Origin of the sequence: Paenibacillus sp. J2TS4 (assembly GCF_018403245.1) — a bacterium.
Classification (GTDB): Bacteria; Bacillota; Bacilli; order Paenibacillales; family NBRC-103111; genus Paenibacillus_L.
In genome coordinates this window covers 813,104-829,696 of record NZ_BOSH01000001.1, presented here as the reverse complement: position 1 = coordinate 829,696, position 16,593 = coordinate 813,104, and the positions used below count along the sequence as shown (strand labels likewise).

The following is a 16,593-nucleotide window of genomic DNA, read 5'->3' as shown; positions in this document are numbered from 1 at the left end:
GGCGGATTTGTCAATGGTAACCCCCCTTTTCTTATAGGATAGCTTGCAGTATGAAACTCGCTCCACTCAAATCTAGTGCAATCTCCTCATCGATTCAATGTAAAAAAGATCAGATCATATTCGTTTCGTTAGATTTCGTATGGATACATTGTTAGCAGATGTATAAATGTTTAGGATTGGCGGTTAAGATCTGCCTTCATGAGCTTGATCGCACCAATAATCGACTGTATAGTGAATTCATCATAGGATCATAGGGTCGGCAGCAGCGGACTCTCATTAAGGAGGTTGGATGACAGTCTTGCTTGAAGTCAGAAGCTTTATAGGCACCCACGGCAAAGATTGGGAGGACGAACGACTGTGGAGACATCGGGATTTGGAGATAACCGTTGTGCTGGAAGGAAGAGGACGGTTTTGCCGGGAAGATGATGAAAGAACTGTGGATGCGGGGCATGTCATCCTCATTCCTTCGGGCGTCCCCCATTCCTTTCATGCGATAACCCCTATTCGTTTCGGGGTTCTATTGATTGACGGACTTCCTCCAGAAGTTCGAAATTTGTTCGACAGATTGATTATCGGCGGCCTTCCCCGAATCATCGCCTTGTCACGTCTGGATCAGGATCATTATGAACGGCTGTTCCGCGAATGGCTCCGGGTCCACTTCTCCCCGTTAAAAGAACCGGAAAGAAATTACTTGGTTTGGATCGAAATGCTGCTGTTATTTCTTAACGAACATTCCCATTCGGATCAGCAAGCTCTTTCGATCTCTCACATTGGCGATTACATTCGGCAGCATTTGCAAGATTCCATTCAAATCGCCGCTTTGGCCTCAATGGCCGGTCTCTCGGAGGAAGGGTTTCGCAAACGCTTCTACAAAATATACGGAAGGACACCCAAGCAATACCAGCAAATGTGCAGGCTGGCGGAAGCCAAATGGCTGCTAAGCTCTTCGGATAAAGATATGCAGTCGATCGCTAACCTGATCGGTTTTACCCAGCTTCATTCCTTCTCCCTTTGGTTTAAAAAACTGGAAGGCTGTCCCCCTTCCGAATGGAGAGCCCGTCAGCGGTTGTATCATCAGTGAAAAACGGCTCCGGCGGGTTTTGCGTAAATAGTGTCCGGTTTTGGCTAACGACTTCTCCTTAAGGATCCCCTATGCTGATAAGGAATCCATAACACCGAAGCCAACCATTCGGAAGGCCGGAAAGGAGAAGATCAGGCATGAAGGTAACCATCGGACAAAGGGAACTGGAGATGGGAAGCAAGTATTTGACCGAATTAAGGAGCAGCAATGATATTTGGGAGGATACGGAGGCGTTGAGAGCTCGTCTGGCGGAAGACGGATATTTGCTGATCCGGGGATTCCACGATCGGGAGCGAGTGCTGTCCGCGAGAATGGATTTTTTGCGGAAGCTGCAGGCCATGGGCAGGCTTGACCCCCATGCTCCGCTTGAAGAAGGCGTCATTTCCAAAGAAAATAAGGGCGGGATGTGGGGGGGAAGCGCCGAAGAGCTGCAAGCCGACTTTCCACATTTTTTGGAGGTCGTTAACCATCCTTCCGTCATGAGCTTCTTTGATCGTTTGCTGGGCGGTAAATCTATGACATACGACTATAAGTGGCCTCGCGCCATTGCTCATGGAGGAAACACCGGCGCCCATTACGATGTCGTCTACATGGGAAGAGGAACGAAGAACGTCTACACGATGTGGACCCCTTTCGGGGACACCCCGCTTGAATTGGGAACGTTGGCCATGTGTCTCGGATCGCAGCATTATGACAAAATTAAACAAACGTACGGAGAAATGGACGTCGATCGCGACAATGTCGCTACAGGCTGGTTCTCCGAAGATCCGGTCGAAATCGTCGATACGTACGGGGGCCAATGGGCGACAACGGCCTTTGAAGCCGGGGACGTGATCATCTTCGGAATGTACATGATGCATACGTCGTTGAACAATAGGACCAACCGATTCAGAATCAGCTCCGATACCCGCTATCAGCTTGCTTCGGAGCCTGTCGACGAGAGATGGATCGGGCACAAGCCGAAAGGACATTACGCCTGGGGCAAAACTCCGCAGAAATCGGTTGCGGATGCTCGTAAAGAATGGGGCGTTTGATACCAATTAGGAGATATGCGGATGAAGATGAATGATAGCCCTCTGGGTTATGGAAGGAACTTTAATATCAGGAAGCAAGACTAACTGCTCAATTGTTCACCGTATCACCTGCTATTACGCCCTGACGGCATCCTTCATCTCTAATAATCACTTTTTCATTACGGTTGGTCCCGAATAGGAGTGAACAGCCGCTCCCTCCTATTCGGGTAATCTATTTCCTGCCGGTTTACTCCATCTTAATTCGCAGCTCTTCCACGGAAGTCTTGCGGCCGCTGCGCTTCGGCTCAGCAGGAATAATTGCCGGCGGGGCCTCTCCCGCCTCCACCATCCGACGGATCAAACGGTCACGCAGATCATCGGCTACCGCGCGGAAGCTGTCCATTCCGACGAGATTCGTCAGTTCATAAGGGTCCGCCTGCAGATCATATAGAAATTGCTCCACATATTGCTCCGATCCGGCTTGCTCAGAGCCATGCTTATCGGGGGCGGCCACGCTGTACTTCCAGCGTTCCGTACGGATGGCGCGGCCAATATGCGATTCACTGATCTGCACGAAAACCTCCTGCGGCCAATTCTTCTTCTCTCCCCGCAGCAGCGGCAGAATAGAACGGCCTTGCATGTCGTCAGGGACGGGGATCCCGACCGCATCCAGCAGCGTAGGCGGGAGATCGACCAGCGAAACCAGACTGCGGAGCTGTCCGCCCGACTGGAAGCGGGAGCCGTGAATAGCGGTCGGCACCCGGATCGAGCTGTCATGGCAGGAGCGCTTGTACTCTCCGTTCCTCGTCTTGAAATGACAGCCGTGATCCGATGTGAACAGCACAATCGTATCGTCCGCAAGCCCGAGGCTCTTCAGTGCATCCAGCAGGCGGCCCAACGCTTCATCCAGCCGCTTGATCATTCCGTAATAGCCGCCCAGATGAGCATGGGCCGTCCCCCCAAGCGCTGCCAAATCCGGCGGTATATATTTGCCGGTATATCTTTCTTCATAGCCTGTCGGCGCCGGATAATTGTCCGAATGATTCTGATGATGCGGCTCCAGATAAGAGAGGAACAGGAAGAACGGCTCGTCCTGATGGCGGTCGATATAGCGAATGGCCGCATCGGTGATGGCATCGACCCGGTATCCGGGCAGCTTCACCGGATGATTGTCGTTATCGTACATGACGGTATCGTAAGCATCTGACGAAAATTCAAGGATATTGGACCCCAGCCAGTACCGATAACCTCCCCTCTGCTCCTTCGGAACCGGCTCCTGATCCGCCAGGTGCCATTTCCCAATATACCCGGTCCGGTAACCGGCCTCGCCAAAATAATGGGCCAACGTTCTGGAGGACTTCGATAACGGGATGCCGTTAATATAACAGCCTGTCGCTGTCGCATATTTGCCGGTTTGCAGAGACGAGCGGGCCGGACCGCATACTGGCTGGCATGTATATGAATGGAAAAGATGGGTTCCTTCAACAGCCATCCGGTCAAAATTAGGCGTTAGTCCCAACGGATTGCCATGCACTCCTGTACTGTCCCAGCGCTGCTGGTCTGTAAAAAAGACGACCACATTCGGCCGTTTCTGCGTAGCCAATGTTTATCCCTCCCATTGTCATCTACAATCTATGAGTCTGTCCAACGGATAGTAATTCTTGAATATGGCTAATTATTATAGATACGGCAATAAAGATATACGTCCATTCCGTTCCGAAGAAAGTGCCTCCGAAGCTACAAACATCATACTCCTTCCCCAAAAAGTGAGGACAGGCTTTGTAGCGATTTTCATTTACTTTTCGGGGACCCCGGTCAAACCCGTTACTCCCTTCTAGTAAATAGCCTTCGGATGATTGGAATATAAAGCCAAGACTAGCCCTGGAGACATCTTTCTTTCTCCACTTCATGGACTATAATCGTTAGCTTGCTCTTCAATCATCTTGCCGCCTTGCTGATAGTACTTTTCGACGAATTCGTCGAACTTGTCAACATCTCAAAAGCTGAAAGCACGCACTGGAGGCAGCAAATGATATTGGTCTGACTATCATGCCAATATTACCGCTCGCCTGTTGAGGCGCGCGTCTAGTAACATTTCACAGCCCCGATAAGCTTTCCTCCGCTTAAAAACCGTGCTTGCGAAGCCATGCAGCGCAAAGCTTCGTCCATTGATTCACGTGCTCATCCTCCCTGGCCAATCCCAGCCCATGCCGGCCGTGCGGGAAGACATGCAGCTCGAACGGGATGCCGAATCGGCTCAGCGCATTCGCAAACAACAAGCTGTTCTGGACGGGCACGCTTTGATCGTCTGCCGTGTGCCAGATGAACGCGGGAGGTGTCGCGGCATCTACCCGCCGTTGGAGCGACAGCCTTTCTTGAAGCTCAGGCGAGGGGTTCGGCCCAAGAAGGTTCCGACAGGAGCCTTCATGCCCGTCCTCTCCAAAGGTGATGACCGGATAGCTCAGCACCATCAGGTCAGGACGGGCAGAATGCCGCTCGATGGCGTCGTCACTCGTTTCGGCAGCCGCAGCTTCGATCGTCCCCGCCGCAGCCGCAAGATGGCCTCCCGCGGAGAAGCCGAGTATCCCGACCCGTTCCGGATCGATATTCCATTCTGCCGCCAGATGCCGGACTAGCCGAATGGCCCGGTGCGCATCCGACAGCGGCAGCGGATGACGATGCGGAGCAACCCGGTAGTCCAGGACGAACGCGGTAATGCCCAATCCGTTCAGCCAACGGGCGACGGGCTCCCCTTCGTGCCCCGCCTTGCGGGCATACCCGCCTCCCGGACATATGACCATCGCCGGCCTCGGCCCGGTTCCCTCTGCCCAATAGGCAGTCATGGACGGGAGGACATGTTGAGCTTCTGCGGCACCGAAAGCTGCCGTGCCTTTCATATCATCCGCAGCTTCTGCAGCTGACGCAACTCCATCAGCTTCCGTAACTTCCACAGCTTCCGCAGCCTCCGTAACTTCCACAGCTTCTGCAGCCTCCGTAACTTCTGCAGCTTCTGCCGCTTTCGCCAATTCTCCCTCCATTCGAGGAGAAGACTCGGGATACAACCAAATTTTCATAGGAACTACTCCTTGAAGAGTATTGAATTTCCGAGAGCATCCAAACCAGATATAGCGCAATAGTGCACCTTAATTCTCCATTTCGGTCATTTCAGCCGAATAAAGTGCAATCGTGCACCTTAAATCGGTCCAAATCTGGAATTTCTGCAAAAGGGCGTGATTAAAGAGCAGTTTTGCACCTGGAAGGAACCAAATGCCGAAAAACGTTGAATTAAAGAGCAGTTCTGCACCTTAAATCGGCAGATAGTACAAGTCCTGGCAAAAGTATCGAGCAAGAACCAGCAAATATACAGGTCTTTGGAAGGAAACGAGTTGAAATCAGCTAATGACATGCAAATATGCAGGTGGATTCAGTCATTTGACCGATTTTCTCATTATGGCGGAAAATGACCTGCAGTTCTGCACGTCTTCAACGTGGTTTGCCGGAATTTCGTAAATGGACATGCGCTTTTGCACGTCTTTTTCGACGTATACCGGATTCTCACAGACGAACATGTACTATTGGTCTTCGATGCTTACGAGATTCTCGAAATAGCATGCGCTTTTGCATGTCGTTGCCATGGAAACACCCTCTTCCCCCTTCATGAACTTTCCATTATAGTTCGATCATGAAGAGGAGAAGGGAAATATTCAACTAACCAGAACTTTATCTGCGAATGACTTTTGATCATTACGAGAATCAAATCTACTGTTAAATCAAGCTCAATTATACCTTGTTTCCGGATAAATAAACCAGATATTTGAACATATTCATTTCCCGATAATAAGCTCTCCGGCACGTATTGTTTGACAGACCTTGGAGGTAGTAACCGGTTTTTGCTTCAGTTCTTGGAGAAGCAACCGGTTTGTGCTTCAGTCCTTTGGGGAAGCAACCGGTTTGTGCTTTAGTCCTTTGGAGAAGCAACCGGTTTGTGCTTCAGTCCTTTGGAAAAGCAACCGGTTTGTGCTTTAGTCCTTTGGAGAAGCAACCGGTTTGTGCTTCAGTCCTTCGGGGAAACAACCGGTTTGTGCTTCAGTCCTTTGGAGAAGCAACCGGTTTGTGCTTTAGTCCTTTGGAGAAGCAACCGATTTGTGCTTCAGTCCATGAGCTGAATTAAGAAGGAGAAGGTCCTGATCCAAATCAACGAAGTCGCTTTTCAGGAATCCGCCCTCTTCATGCCCCCTCACCTAGTCGCTAACCACTCAAAAACCTCCCCGTCCCGAATCAGGAGGAGAGGCTCTTTAGTTTTATCCCAGATTAGGTTGATCCGTCAAAGTAACAGCCGCTTCGCCCGTTCCATGCAGCTCGAAGATGATGATTTCGTTCTGCCCTTCCCTTAATAAGGGACCCGGAATGTACAGCGTCTCTTGGGGACCGCGCTCCCAATAGCGGCCCAGATTAAAGCCGTTGATATAAGCCACCCCTTTAGTCCATCCAGACATATCCAAGTACGTATCCGCAGCCACGTCCACCTGGAAAGTACCCTTGTAAAATACAGGCTTCCCTGTGGGAGCAAAAGTTCCCTCTCCCTCTTGAAACACCAGCTCGGTCAAGTCGTCCAATGGGAGAGGATGAATAGTCCAGTGGTAAAGAGCCTGATAGCCTAGCCGCACAGCTTCGGTAATTCCCTTATAATCCTTTAATTTGGGCCCGTAATTGACCCTGCCCATATTTTCTACGAGAATACGGAGCTCGGCCCCTTCCTTCGGAATCTCCAGTTCGACCTTGCCCTCCTTATCCCATCTCTCCAGTACCCCTTGGAACTCACCATTCAAAAAAACCAGCGCCCGGTCATGGACATCCTGAAGAACCAGCTTCGCCTTCTCCCTCGGTCCCGATACATGGGTCGTGTACAGAATAAAGCCGTAGTTCTGGCCAAGCTTCTCCATCGGCTCCGGACAGGTCCGGGCCACGGGCTGGGAAAGGGCTGGCAAGCTGTCAAACAAGCTCGTTTGCCCGGTCAATTCCACACGCCCATAGCTCTTCTTCTTTACCGGCTCCAGTAGAATCGACTCATCCACCTTGGCATATTTCGCAATGACTTCACGGAAAGCGAAATATTTCTCGGTCCGCTCTCCTTCCTCACTCAAAGCCGAGTCATAGTCATAGCTGGTTACCGTCGGCTCATAAAATCCGCCATAGTTGGCTCCATTGTAAAACCCGAAGTTCGTCCCGCCATGGAACATATAGAAGTTAACCGAAGCCCCGACCTTCAACATATCGTCCAATACAGCCGCAGCATCCTTGGCGTCTCGGGTGTGATGCTCTTCCCCCCAATGGTCAAACCAGCCATTCCAAAATTCCATGCACATCAGCGGCTTGCCCGCTTGGTATTCTTCCAGCTTGGCAAAAGCTTCCTCCACTCTGGAACCGAAGTTGACCGTAGCCAACACCCCGTCCACCATTCCGCCCTGCAGCATAACATCAGTCGGACCGTCGGATGTAAACAGCAGCACATCCATTCCACGTCGAATCATACTTTCTTTAAGATGCTCCAAATAACGTTTATCATTGCCATAGCTGCCGTATTCGTTCTCAATTTGCATCGCGATAATCGGTCCGCCGTTCGTGCACAGCAGAGGCTTCAGCTTCGGCAACAGCACGTCATAGTATGCATCGACTTTATCCAGAAAAGGCTGATGATAGCAACGAAGCTTCATATCCGGATAACCCAGCAGCCAGGCCGGCAGGCCGCCGAATTCCCATTCCGCGCAAATATAAGGGCTGGGGCGTACAATAACGTGCAGATCGAGCTCGCCGGCAATCTCAATAAAACGAACCAGATCGGCTATGCCGCTGAAGTTAAATTGCCCTTCCTCAGGCTCATGAATATTCCATGCGACATAAGTTTCAACGGTATTTAAACCGCAGGCTTTCATCTTAAGCAAGCGATCCCGCCAATACTCCGGCACGACCCGAAAATAATGCATCGCCCCGGACAGAAGTTGAATCGGTTTTCCATCGTACGTAAATTGATTCCCGCTAATCGCAAATTGTCCCATAGAGCAGCCTCCGTTTTCTATATCCATATTAAAATCAGGTTACCTTCATAATAGAAAGCTGAGCCTATTTGTACAATTAGCAAACCATCCCTGTTTTTGTACATTTGTGTCGCATCCATGTTATAATTTTTACAGAAATATGCATGTCTGTCCTATCTCTGCAGGTAAAGGGTGACCGTGATGAACATCGATATATATTTCCCCAACATGACCAGCACTTTACAAATCGTCGGCTGCCACTTCAGCGTGAAGCCTCCCGGGTGGTCGTTCCCTAATCACCATCACCATCTGTTTGAGCTTTTATATTGCTGGGGCGGAAGTGTAACCCATATAATTAATGGGCACAAGCTGCAACTGCATGCAGGAGATTGGCTGCTGCTGAAGTCCGGGGTGCGGCATGAAATGGAAAATAAATCAGAGGAGCCCTATTCTTTCTTTAATCTTCATTTTGACATCGATGATCCGAAGCTGCGCCAACGGTTAAGCCATTCCCCGTACGGGCGTTTGACCAAGGAGGAAGCCTTGCAAACGAACCTGTCCCGATACATTCAGGAAATCGAGCAACTGCTGCAGCGGAGTTTACTGTCCGACAACAGCTTGCCTTCATGCCCCGACGCCCGTCTGGAGCTTACCTATGACAACCAAATCGCGCTTCAAGCCTTCACCCTGCTGATCGTCAGGGAAATCGTTCTTTTTCTGTCATCCGGCAAAAGCGGTTCCGATCTGCCCGCTCCCCATAAAGACGCCACCCAGAACGAAGCGGATACCGCCCATATCATTGCAGAAAGACTGCAATCCATGGTGCTTACTGCCGGGTCCGTCTCAACTATTGCGGAGGAGCTCCATCTTAGCCGCAGTCAGTGCAGCAAAATTTTTACCAAAATTTACGGAATTCCCCCGCGACAATATTTAAGCCGGTTGAAGCTCAATAAAGCGAAGGAGCTGTTGGTCAACAGCGATATGACTATTGAAGCCATCGCTTCCCGGCTTGGCTTCGGATCCATCAGCCACTTCTCGAGACAATTCCGCCGTTGGGTCGGCAAGTCTCCCAGCCAGTTTCGTCCTAAGTACACTTTACTGAATGATAATAAGCCTACAAATCCCTGAAGGTCGACAAGATCACCCGTCTAGTCTCGCTGGCGCAAAATGGTAAGACCCTCCCCGATCACTTACAAAAAACATACAAATATGCACGTCATTGTAAGCTTTATAGTTGAAATTAGCTAAAGACATACAGTTGTGCAGGTAAATTTAGTCATTCGGCCGATTTTTGGCTTTTGACAGGGAATGACGTGCATGATTGCACGTCTTCTTCCTATAAACCGGCATTTCTTAAAATTGACCTACTGCATGTCAATCTTGTGGTGCTCCTCCGGCGATGACCGCAATGTTGAGAGGCTCAGCAGCAAATTATTTAATTTCTCCAGTGAATCTGAAATAAGTCAACTACTAAAGAAAGATGCTCTTTTTTATAATCAATATATGAAAGTGCTTACAATGTTTCAAGTAAAGGAGGGCAAGGAGGAACTTGAAAGAGACACTGCACATTATGTATAAGAATCGCGTCTGGATTCTTATGGTATTGCCGGGAACAATTTGGTTTCTGTTATTTTCCTATTTGCCTATGTTTGGAACTGTTATCGCTTTTAAGAAGTTTCGAATAGATCCTGACGGATTTTTTGCCAGCATTATGAATAGTAAGTGGGTTGGCTGGGATAATTTCAATTATCTCTTTAGTACGAATAGCGCTTTTGTTATTACAAGGAATACTATTTTGTATAATCTAGTCTTTATTGTACTTGGGCTTGTTACAGCAGTAACAGCCGCTATCCTCCTTAGTGAACTGGCCAATAAAAAACTAGCCAAGTTTTATCAAACCGGTATGCTATTCCCGCATTTCCTATCTTGGGTGATTGTCAGTTATTTCGTATTCACCTTCTTAAGCGCTGACCGAGGTTTGCTCAACAATGTTCTTGGCTGGTTTAATATCGATGCGGTTTCTTGGTATAACGAGCCGAAATACTGGCCGTTCATCCTCGTGTTTATGAGTATGTGGAAAGGTATCGGCTACGGAAGTATCGTCTATCTAGCTGCGATTGTCGGGATCGACAGAACGTATTATGAGGCAGCCATGATGGATGGGGCGACGAAATGGCAGCAAATTCGTCATATAACCTTGCCGATGATTAAACCCCTTATGATTATATTAACGATTATGAACGTCGGAAAGATATTCAATTCTGATTTTGGATTATTTTATCAAGTGCCTCGTGATTCAGGAGCCTTGTACTCTGTTACGAACGTAATTGATACATTCGTCTATCGTGGTTTAATGACGATTGGAGATATCGGAATGAGTACAGCAGCCGGTCTTTATCAGTCAGCAGTCGGCCTTGTGCTTGTACTGTTAACGAACCATATTGTCAGAAAAATTGACGAGGATAATGCATTATTTTAGCTTCATTCGACGGAGATAAATGCAATAGGCGATGGAATACTCAAATTTATTGATGGGGGGAAAGCGCGCCTTATGAGGAGTCAAGATAGTAAACGTGTTTCTATCGTGAAGACGATACAAGGACACCCTATAAAAAGGAAAAAATATCATAACTATCATCATTTTCATCCGCTAACAAACTGGATTATGAGTTTGCTATTAGGGATCTTTACATTCATGTGTATCTTCCCGTTTATCTACGTTATTATCATATCCTTTACAGATGAAACAACCATAGTGAAAGAAGGCTTCCAGCTTGTCCCGAAAGCATGGAGTCTAGATGCTTATAAATATTTGTGGGCCGTTAAGGATCAGTTACTTCGTTCCTACGGGGTTACAATCTTTATTACGATCGTAGGAACGCTAATTAGCTTAGCGTTAATCACCTTTTATGCATATGCGATTTCCAGACAACAATTTAAATATAGAAGATTTTTCACATTTCTTGCCTTCTTCACATTATTATTTAGCGGTGGGTTAGTCCCAAGCTATATCGTGGCAACACAGTTTCTTGGTTTGAAAAATACGATTTGGGCCTTGATTTTGCCGCTTGCGATGAATGCGTTTTATATCATTATTATGCGTACCTTCTTCATGAGATCGGTTCCAGAAGCGATTTTAGAATCGGCCAGAATGGATGGTGCCAGTGAGTGGAGAATATTTTACCGAATTGTTTTTCCGCTTTCTTTACCGGGCATTGCGACAATCGCCTTATTCAGTACGCTAGGTTATTGGAACGATTGGTTTAACGCTTTGTTATACATTGATGAGCCTAGTCTTGTACCATTGCAATCATTGCTGATGAAGATTGAAGCAAATCTTGAATTTATGAGGCAAAACATTGAAATAAGCGCGATGCAGCAAAGCTTATTTAACACGATTCCTGCCGATGCTGCCAAAATGGCTATGGTGGTAGTTGCCACATTACCGATCGCAGTCTCCTATCCATTTTTCCAAAAGTACTTTATTAGTGGATTAACGATCGGTGGCGTTAAAGAATAATAATGAACACGAAAGGGGAGTTAACATGAGGAAAAAGCTTTTGCTTCTATTCGTTCTCGTCCTAAGCTTTGGAACCATCCTTGCCGCTTGCGGCAGTGATAAAAAGGAATCCGCTGGTGGCGGTGGAAATGGTGACAAACCATATGAGATCAAATGGTATACGATTGGAACACCCCAGAAGGATACTGAAAAAGTATTTGAAGAGGTCAATAAGTATACGAAGGAAAAAATTAATGCTACAGTTAAAATGACACAAATTGACTGGGGCGATTATGAACAAAAGATGCAGGTTATCATTTCTTCTGGTGAGCCATTTGATTTAGGCTTTACAAGCGGTGGAAACTATATTCAAGATGCTCAGAAAGGCGCATTCGTGGCCCTTGACGATTTGCTCGAAACAGATGGAAAAGAATTAAAAGAAGCACTGGACCCCGCGCTAATCGAAGGTGCTAGAATAGATGGCAAGCTCTATGGAATTCCATCGAATAAAGAAGCTGCCAGACAAACGGTTTATACATTTAATAAACGTTTAGTAGATAAATACAACTTCGATATAACTCAAGTAAAAATGCTTGAAGACCTGGAGCCAATGCTGAAAGTGATTAAAGAAAACGAGCCGGGGGTTACACCTATTGCGACATTCAAAGCGTTCCTCCCATACGATTATGTCATTACAGGCGAACTACCCTTTGCATTCCCGTTAGAAGGAGACACGGATCACGTTATTAACTTCTTTGAGACAGACTTAACCATGCAAACGTATACAACAATGCATAAATATTATCAAGCAGGCTACGTTAAATCGGATGCCGCAACAAGTAAAGATAATTGGCCAATGGATGTAGAAAACTGGTTTGTACGCATGGGTGATTCCCAGCCCTATGCAGATTTGCTTTGGACTCGTTCAGCTAAATATGATGTTGTTTCTGTACCGGCTGAAGAACCTACGACATACAATAGCTCTGTAACAGGAGCCATCCAAGCCATTTCAACAACTTCTAAAAATCCTCAAATGGTAATGAAATTTTTGAACTTGCTTAATACAGATCCTTACTTGCGAAATCTAGTGGATAAAGGAATCGAAGGAGTCCACTACGAAAAAAATGACGATGGAACGATTAAAGATCTTCCAGCACGTGTAGAAAACTACAATTTGCCAACTTATTCTTTAGGAAACCATTTTATTCTCTATCTCTATGAAGAAGATCCCGCTGACAAATGGGATACCTTTAAAGAGTTTAATGAAAGAGCTAAACCGGCGCCAACTCTAGGATTCCATTTTGATAGCGATCCGGTAAGGGCAGAGATCGCTTCGATTTCCAACGTATCGAAGGAATTCTTCCCATCACTGGCTACTGGTTCTGTTGATCCGGAAGAATACTTGCCCAAGTTTAATCAAAAATTAAAAGAGGCCGGGCTCGATAAAGTAATGGAAGAGATCCAAAAACAATATGACGAATGGAAGAATAAAAAATAAACAGAAGTGATCGAGCTGGATGTCATATTCCAGCTTGTTTTTTTTAAAGTCTTAATTCGGGGAGGGAACAGACATGACTACCCATTCTAAACCAACATTTAAACAGAAAATCTTTAATAAGCTATTGCTGACCTCCTCGATTACGATTATTGTGACGGTGATTGTGTTAATTATTACAATCACCAACTATTATTCCGATATCATTATTCAAAGAGAAATGAATTTAAATACGCGGACACTTGAAAGGGTCGAGGACTATTTTTCCAATAAGGAGTCTGACATAAATAGTGTCATTAGAAATCTTTATAATCGGGAGGATATGATAGCCGACATCATTTATGCATTACATAATGGTTATGAAGATTATACGAAATATCGGCTGGATAAATTTACAGAGAGCAAAACGTTTATTCCGAGCAACATCAATACGTATTTTAATGGTCTTTTTACTCAAGATAACGATATTAATGCTGCAGCACTAACTTCGGAAGATTACCCTGCAATCGAGTATTTGTTTATTTACGATAATGGGCGTTGGACTCAAAGTGTCGTAGCGGAGCGGCAAGTACCCGAAACAGCCGGATACCAACCCGATATACGGGTGCAGAAGCCTGTTGAGCGGGTTCTAAAAGATACGATCATTAAGAAGGTGCGAATTAACAATCCGGTTTCTTTAAAAAAAATCGGAGAGCTGACGATTTTTTATACGACTGACGGGCTAGAAAAGATTATAAAGAAGAAAAATGCAGAAGTGAGATCATCTTTCTTTTTACTGGATGAGAAAGGAAAGATTGTTTATTCGTTTAATCAAGGTGTGCCAATAGACATTACGAAAAAAGTACATCATGAAATAAACGAGAATCGGATGGAGCTAAATGGCGATACGTACTATGTCAATTCATTAGCCTCTATGGGAGAACATACATATGTAAGCGTCATTCCACAAAAAGAGCTGAATAAATTAACCTTTGTAAGAGGAACGATGTGGATATTAATTGTCCTTTCGACGATTATTGCGATTTTAATGACTTACACATTTATGAGAAATTATTCAGCACGAATAAAACAAATTAATGCAACGATTCATGAAGTTGAAAGCGGAAATTTAACTGTCCGTATTCCAGAATCGAGGCATGATGATGAATTAGCGACGATCGCGATTAGTTTTAATTCCATGCTTGATGAATTAAATGACTATATTGAGCGCTATTACATTGCTGACATAAAGCAACAGCAGGCGGAATTAAAAGCGTTACAGTCGCAAATTAATCCACATTTTCTCTTTAACACATTGGAGGTTATTCGAATGGCCGCAGTGGTCGATGGTTCAATAACGTCTAGTCATATGATCTATCATTTGTCACGACTGCTTCGTTATACATTGGAATCGAAAGAAATGGTTCCACTTCATGAAGAAATTGAAAATACGAGTCAATATTTGAAGCTGATGAAGTTACAATATCCAAATAAGCTGCAAACAGATTTTCAGATTCCTACAACAATCGAAAGCACACCGATCCAAAAATTGATTCTTCAGCCGATCATCGAAAATTATGTTGTCCATGGTTTTCGCAAGGATCAAAAGGATAATTTTTTACAAATAAGCGCCCGCCAAGCGGGAAAGAAAATCGAAATTCAAGTAATAGACAACGGGATTGGCATTCAAGAAAAAAAACTGCAATCGATTCAAGATCATATCAATAATAAAGAGGATGTTGAGATGAAATCCATTGGGTTAAAAAATGTCCAGCAACGTTTAATGCTGAAACATGGAAAGCAATACGGTATTTCACTAAAAAGTAACCCTGGCAAAGAAACGATCGTAACGATTTTAATCCCTGCAGTGGTGAATGACGATGTATAAGGTCCTTCTTGTAGATGACGAGCCGCTTATTACGAAAGGATTGCAGGCCTTGTTAAACTGGGAAGACTACGGATTTGAAATTATACAAATTGCGGAAAATGGGAAAGAAGCGCTTGAATATGTAAACGAAAATCTCATTCATTTGTTAGTGACCGATATTTTAATGCCGAAAATGTCAGGTTTAGAATTAATTGAAGAAGCCAAAAAAATCCAGCCTCATATAAAATGCATTATTTTATCCGGATATCGAGAATTTACTTATGTGAAGCAAGGCATGATGCTTGGTATTGAAAATTATTTATTAAAGCCTGTTGATGAAGAGGAATTGTTAAATACAATCCAGGCTGTAAGCCAAAAGTTCTATTCATCCTCCAAAGAAGTGCTGGAGGCGGAATTTACCACTTTGAAGGATAATACGTTATGGCGCTTGCTAAATGGCGAAATTAATAAAAATGAATGGCATGAGAGGCTCTCTTTGTATGAAATGAATGTTGCGCAGCCGCATTACAATGTTTCGATTATTCAATTTGAGAATAATAACAACATAGAGGTCAGAAAAAGCCTTCGAAGTGAAATTGAGCGGCAATATTTAGCCTCCTGCTTATATAATCCTGACCAAGAACTGATTATTATATTTTCCGGGCAAAATGAGCAGGAGCTTTATTTATACAATCAGCAGCTCGTTTCTGTATTACAAAATAAGGCGATCGGCCATTTTTATTTATCCATGGGTCAGGCTGTGGACTCGATGGAAAAACTGGAGGACAGCTATTTATTTGCTAGAGAGCTTTCATTGTTTCAAGTCTGCTTGCCATTGAATACTCTTATTTCCAATCAAGTTCATATGAATCGGCAAAAACTTTTAAATCACCTGCAGCGCCTTAAGACCAAAATGGTGAAGCGAATTTTGAACGCCGAGCAAAGTTTGCTTGAGAAGATTGAAAAATATTATGAAACGATGAAAAAAAATAAACCGTTTCTTGCACCAGCGGTAGCAAGAAAATATACGATTGATTTAGTTTCTTATATCTATCATTCCATCCATGATGTGAAGCACTACAATCATACGGCTGCCATTGAAAGACTTGTATTTGCTGCCGACATCAAGCAAATGAAAAATATTTTACTTGATTATTGCAGTGAATTAATGAATACAATTGATCATCAGCAAGATAATCGCAGTCCGATTGTGCAAAATGTTCTCCAGTATATGCATACGCATTATCATAACGAGTTATCATTAAAAACATTAAGTCAACGTTTCCATGTCAATCCCATTTATTTAGGACAGCTATTTCAAAAAGAAATTGGGGTTGTATTTTCTGAATACATCAATCGCTACCGGCTTGAAAAGGCAAAGGAACTATTAAAAACAACACATTTACGGACCGGAGAAATAAGCAAAAGAGTCGGCTATTCAGATACCGCTTACTTTTATAAACAATTTAAAAGGAATGTCGGCACAACACCAACAGAATGGCGAAACCTATAAGCCGTAACATAGCATTTACCCGAATCTTAACCTCTGCGTATCCAACGGCTGCTTATAAACTTATAATGTGAATACAAGGGGCTGTCCTCATAGAGAACAGCCTCCTTGGCC

At 45.1% G+C, this 16,593-nt stretch carries 11 protein-coding genes; 8 read left to right on the top strand and 3 right to left on the bottom strand.

From position 1 onward, the window contains the following. Positions 1–289: 289 nt before the first annotated feature. A complete protein-coding gene (locus tag KJS69_RS03610) occupies positions 290–1,081 on the top strand; it encodes a helix-turn-helix domain-containing protein (protein WP_213581614.1) in 792 nt (263 codons plus the stop codon). Between the two features lie 137 nt (positions 1,082–1,218). Then, complete coding sequence (locus tag KJS69_RS03605; RefSeq protein ID WP_213581613.1) at positions 1,219–2,115, top strand: phytanoyl-CoA dioxygenase family protein; 897 nt, start codon at positions 1,219–1,221, stop codon at positions 2,113–2,115. Positions 2,116–2,341: 226 nt separating this feature from the next. Here the strand turns inward: KJS69_RS03605 and KJS69_RS03600 are convergent, their stop codons facing one another. The 3 genes from KJS69_RS03600 to KJS69_RS03590 form a co-directional block, all read right to left on the bottom strand. Next, positions 2,342–3,697, bottom strand: coding sequence for a sulfatase family protein (locus tag KJS69_RS03600; protein ID WP_213581612.1), 1,356 nt, complete (start codon positions 3,695–3,697; stop codon positions 2,342–2,344). Positions 3,698–4,217: 520 nt separating this feature from the next. Next, positions 4,218–5,168 carry an alpha/beta hydrolase gene (locus KJS69_RS03595; protein WP_249730335.1) on the bottom strand — a complete coding sequence of 317 codons (951 nt, stop codon included), beginning with the start codon at positions 5,166–5,168 and terminating at the stop codon, positions 4,218–4,220. A 1,227-nt stretch (positions 5,169–6,395) separates the two neighbouring features. Then, positions 6,396–8,150 carry a glycoside hydrolase family 35 protein gene (locus KJS69_RS03590; protein ID WP_213581611.1) on the bottom strand — a complete coding sequence of 585 codons (1,755 nt, stop codon included), beginning with the start codon at positions 8,148–8,150 and terminating at the stop codon, positions 6,396–6,398. Between the two features lie 180 nt (positions 8,151–8,330). Here KJS69_RS03590 and KJS69_RS03585 point away from each other — a divergent pair, with 180 nt between their 5' ends. The 6 genes from KJS69_RS03585 (at position 8,331) to KJS69_RS03560 (ending at position 16,482) form a co-directional block, all read left to right on the top strand. Further along, a complete protein-coding gene (locus KJS69_RS03585) occupies positions 8,331–9,257 on the top strand; it encodes a helix-turn-helix domain-containing protein (RefSeq protein WP_213581610.1) in 927 nt (308 codons plus the stop codon). Between the two features lie 421 nt (positions 9,258–9,678). After that, on the top strand, positions 9,679–10,608 hold the full coding sequence (locus tag KJS69_RS03580; protein ID WP_249730334.1) for an ABC transporter permease: 930 nt from the start codon (positions 9,679–9,681) through the stop codon (positions 10,606–10,608). Between the two features lie 72 nt (positions 10,609–10,680). Further along, the gene (locus KJS69_RS03575) at positions 10,681–11,649 is read left to right on the top strand and encodes a carbohydrate ABC transporter permease (protein WP_213581609.1); all 969 of its coding nucleotides are present in this window, start codon (positions 10,681–10,683) and stop codon (positions 11,647–11,649) included. 25 nt (positions 11,650–11,674) lie between these two features. Further along, entirely contained in the window at positions 11,675–13,126 is a 1,452-nt protein-coding gene (locus KJS69_RS03570; protein WP_213581608.1) for an ABC transporter substrate-binding protein, read from the top strand. Between the two features lie 73 nt (positions 13,127–13,199). Beyond that, positions 13,200–14,990: a sensor histidine kinase gene (locus tag KJS69_RS03565; protein WP_213581607.1), complete on the top strand. Its 1,791-nt coding sequence runs from the start codon at positions 13,200–13,202 to the stop codon at positions 14,988–14,990. Then, positions 14,983–16,482, top strand: coding sequence for a response regulator transcription factor (locus KJS69_RS03560; RefSeq protein ID WP_213581606.1), 1,500 nt, complete (start codon positions 14,983–14,985; stop codon positions 16,480–16,482). The genes KJS69_RS03565 and KJS69_RS03560 overlap by 8 nt, the downstream gene beginning before the upstream one ends. Positions 16,483–16,593: the final 111 nt, after the last annotated feature.

Bases quoted from the DNA above. Each gene is read 5' to 3' on its own strand.
- KJS69_RS03610 (WP_213581614.1), top strand. From the start codon at position 290: ATGACAGTCTTGCTTGAAGTCAGAAGCTTTATAGGCACCCACGGCAAA.
- KJS69_RS03605 (WP_213581613.1), top strand. From the start codon at position 1,219: ATGAAGGTAACCATCGGACAAAGGGAACTGGAGATGGGAAGCAAGTAT.
- KJS69_RS03595 (WP_249730335.1), bottom strand. From the start codon at position 5,168: ATGAAAATTTGGTTGTATCCCGAGTCTTCTCCTCGAATGGAGGGAGAA.
- KJS69_RS03590 (WP_213581611.1), bottom strand. From the start codon at position 8,150: ATGGGACAATTTGCGATTAGCGGGAATCAATTTACGTACGATGGAAAA.
- KJS69_RS03585 (WP_213581610.1), top strand. From the start codon at position 8,331: ATGAACATCGATATATATTTCCCCAACATGACCAGCACTTTACAAATC.
- KJS69_RS03575 (WP_213581609.1), top strand. From the start codon at position 10,681: ATGAGGAGTCAAGATAGTAAACGTGTTTCTATCGTGAAGACGATACAA.
- KJS69_RS03570 (WP_213581608.1), top strand. From the start codon at position 11,675: ATGAGGAAAAAGCTTTTGCTTCTATTCGTTCTCGTCCTAAGCTTTGGA.
- KJS69_RS03565 (WP_213581607.1), top strand. From the start codon at position 13,200: ATGACTACCCATTCTAAACCAACATTTAAACAGAAAATCTTTAATAAG.
- KJS69_RS03560 (WP_213581606.1), top strand. From the start codon at position 14,983: ATGTATAAGGTCCTTCTTGTAGATGACGAGCCGCTTATTACGAAAGGA.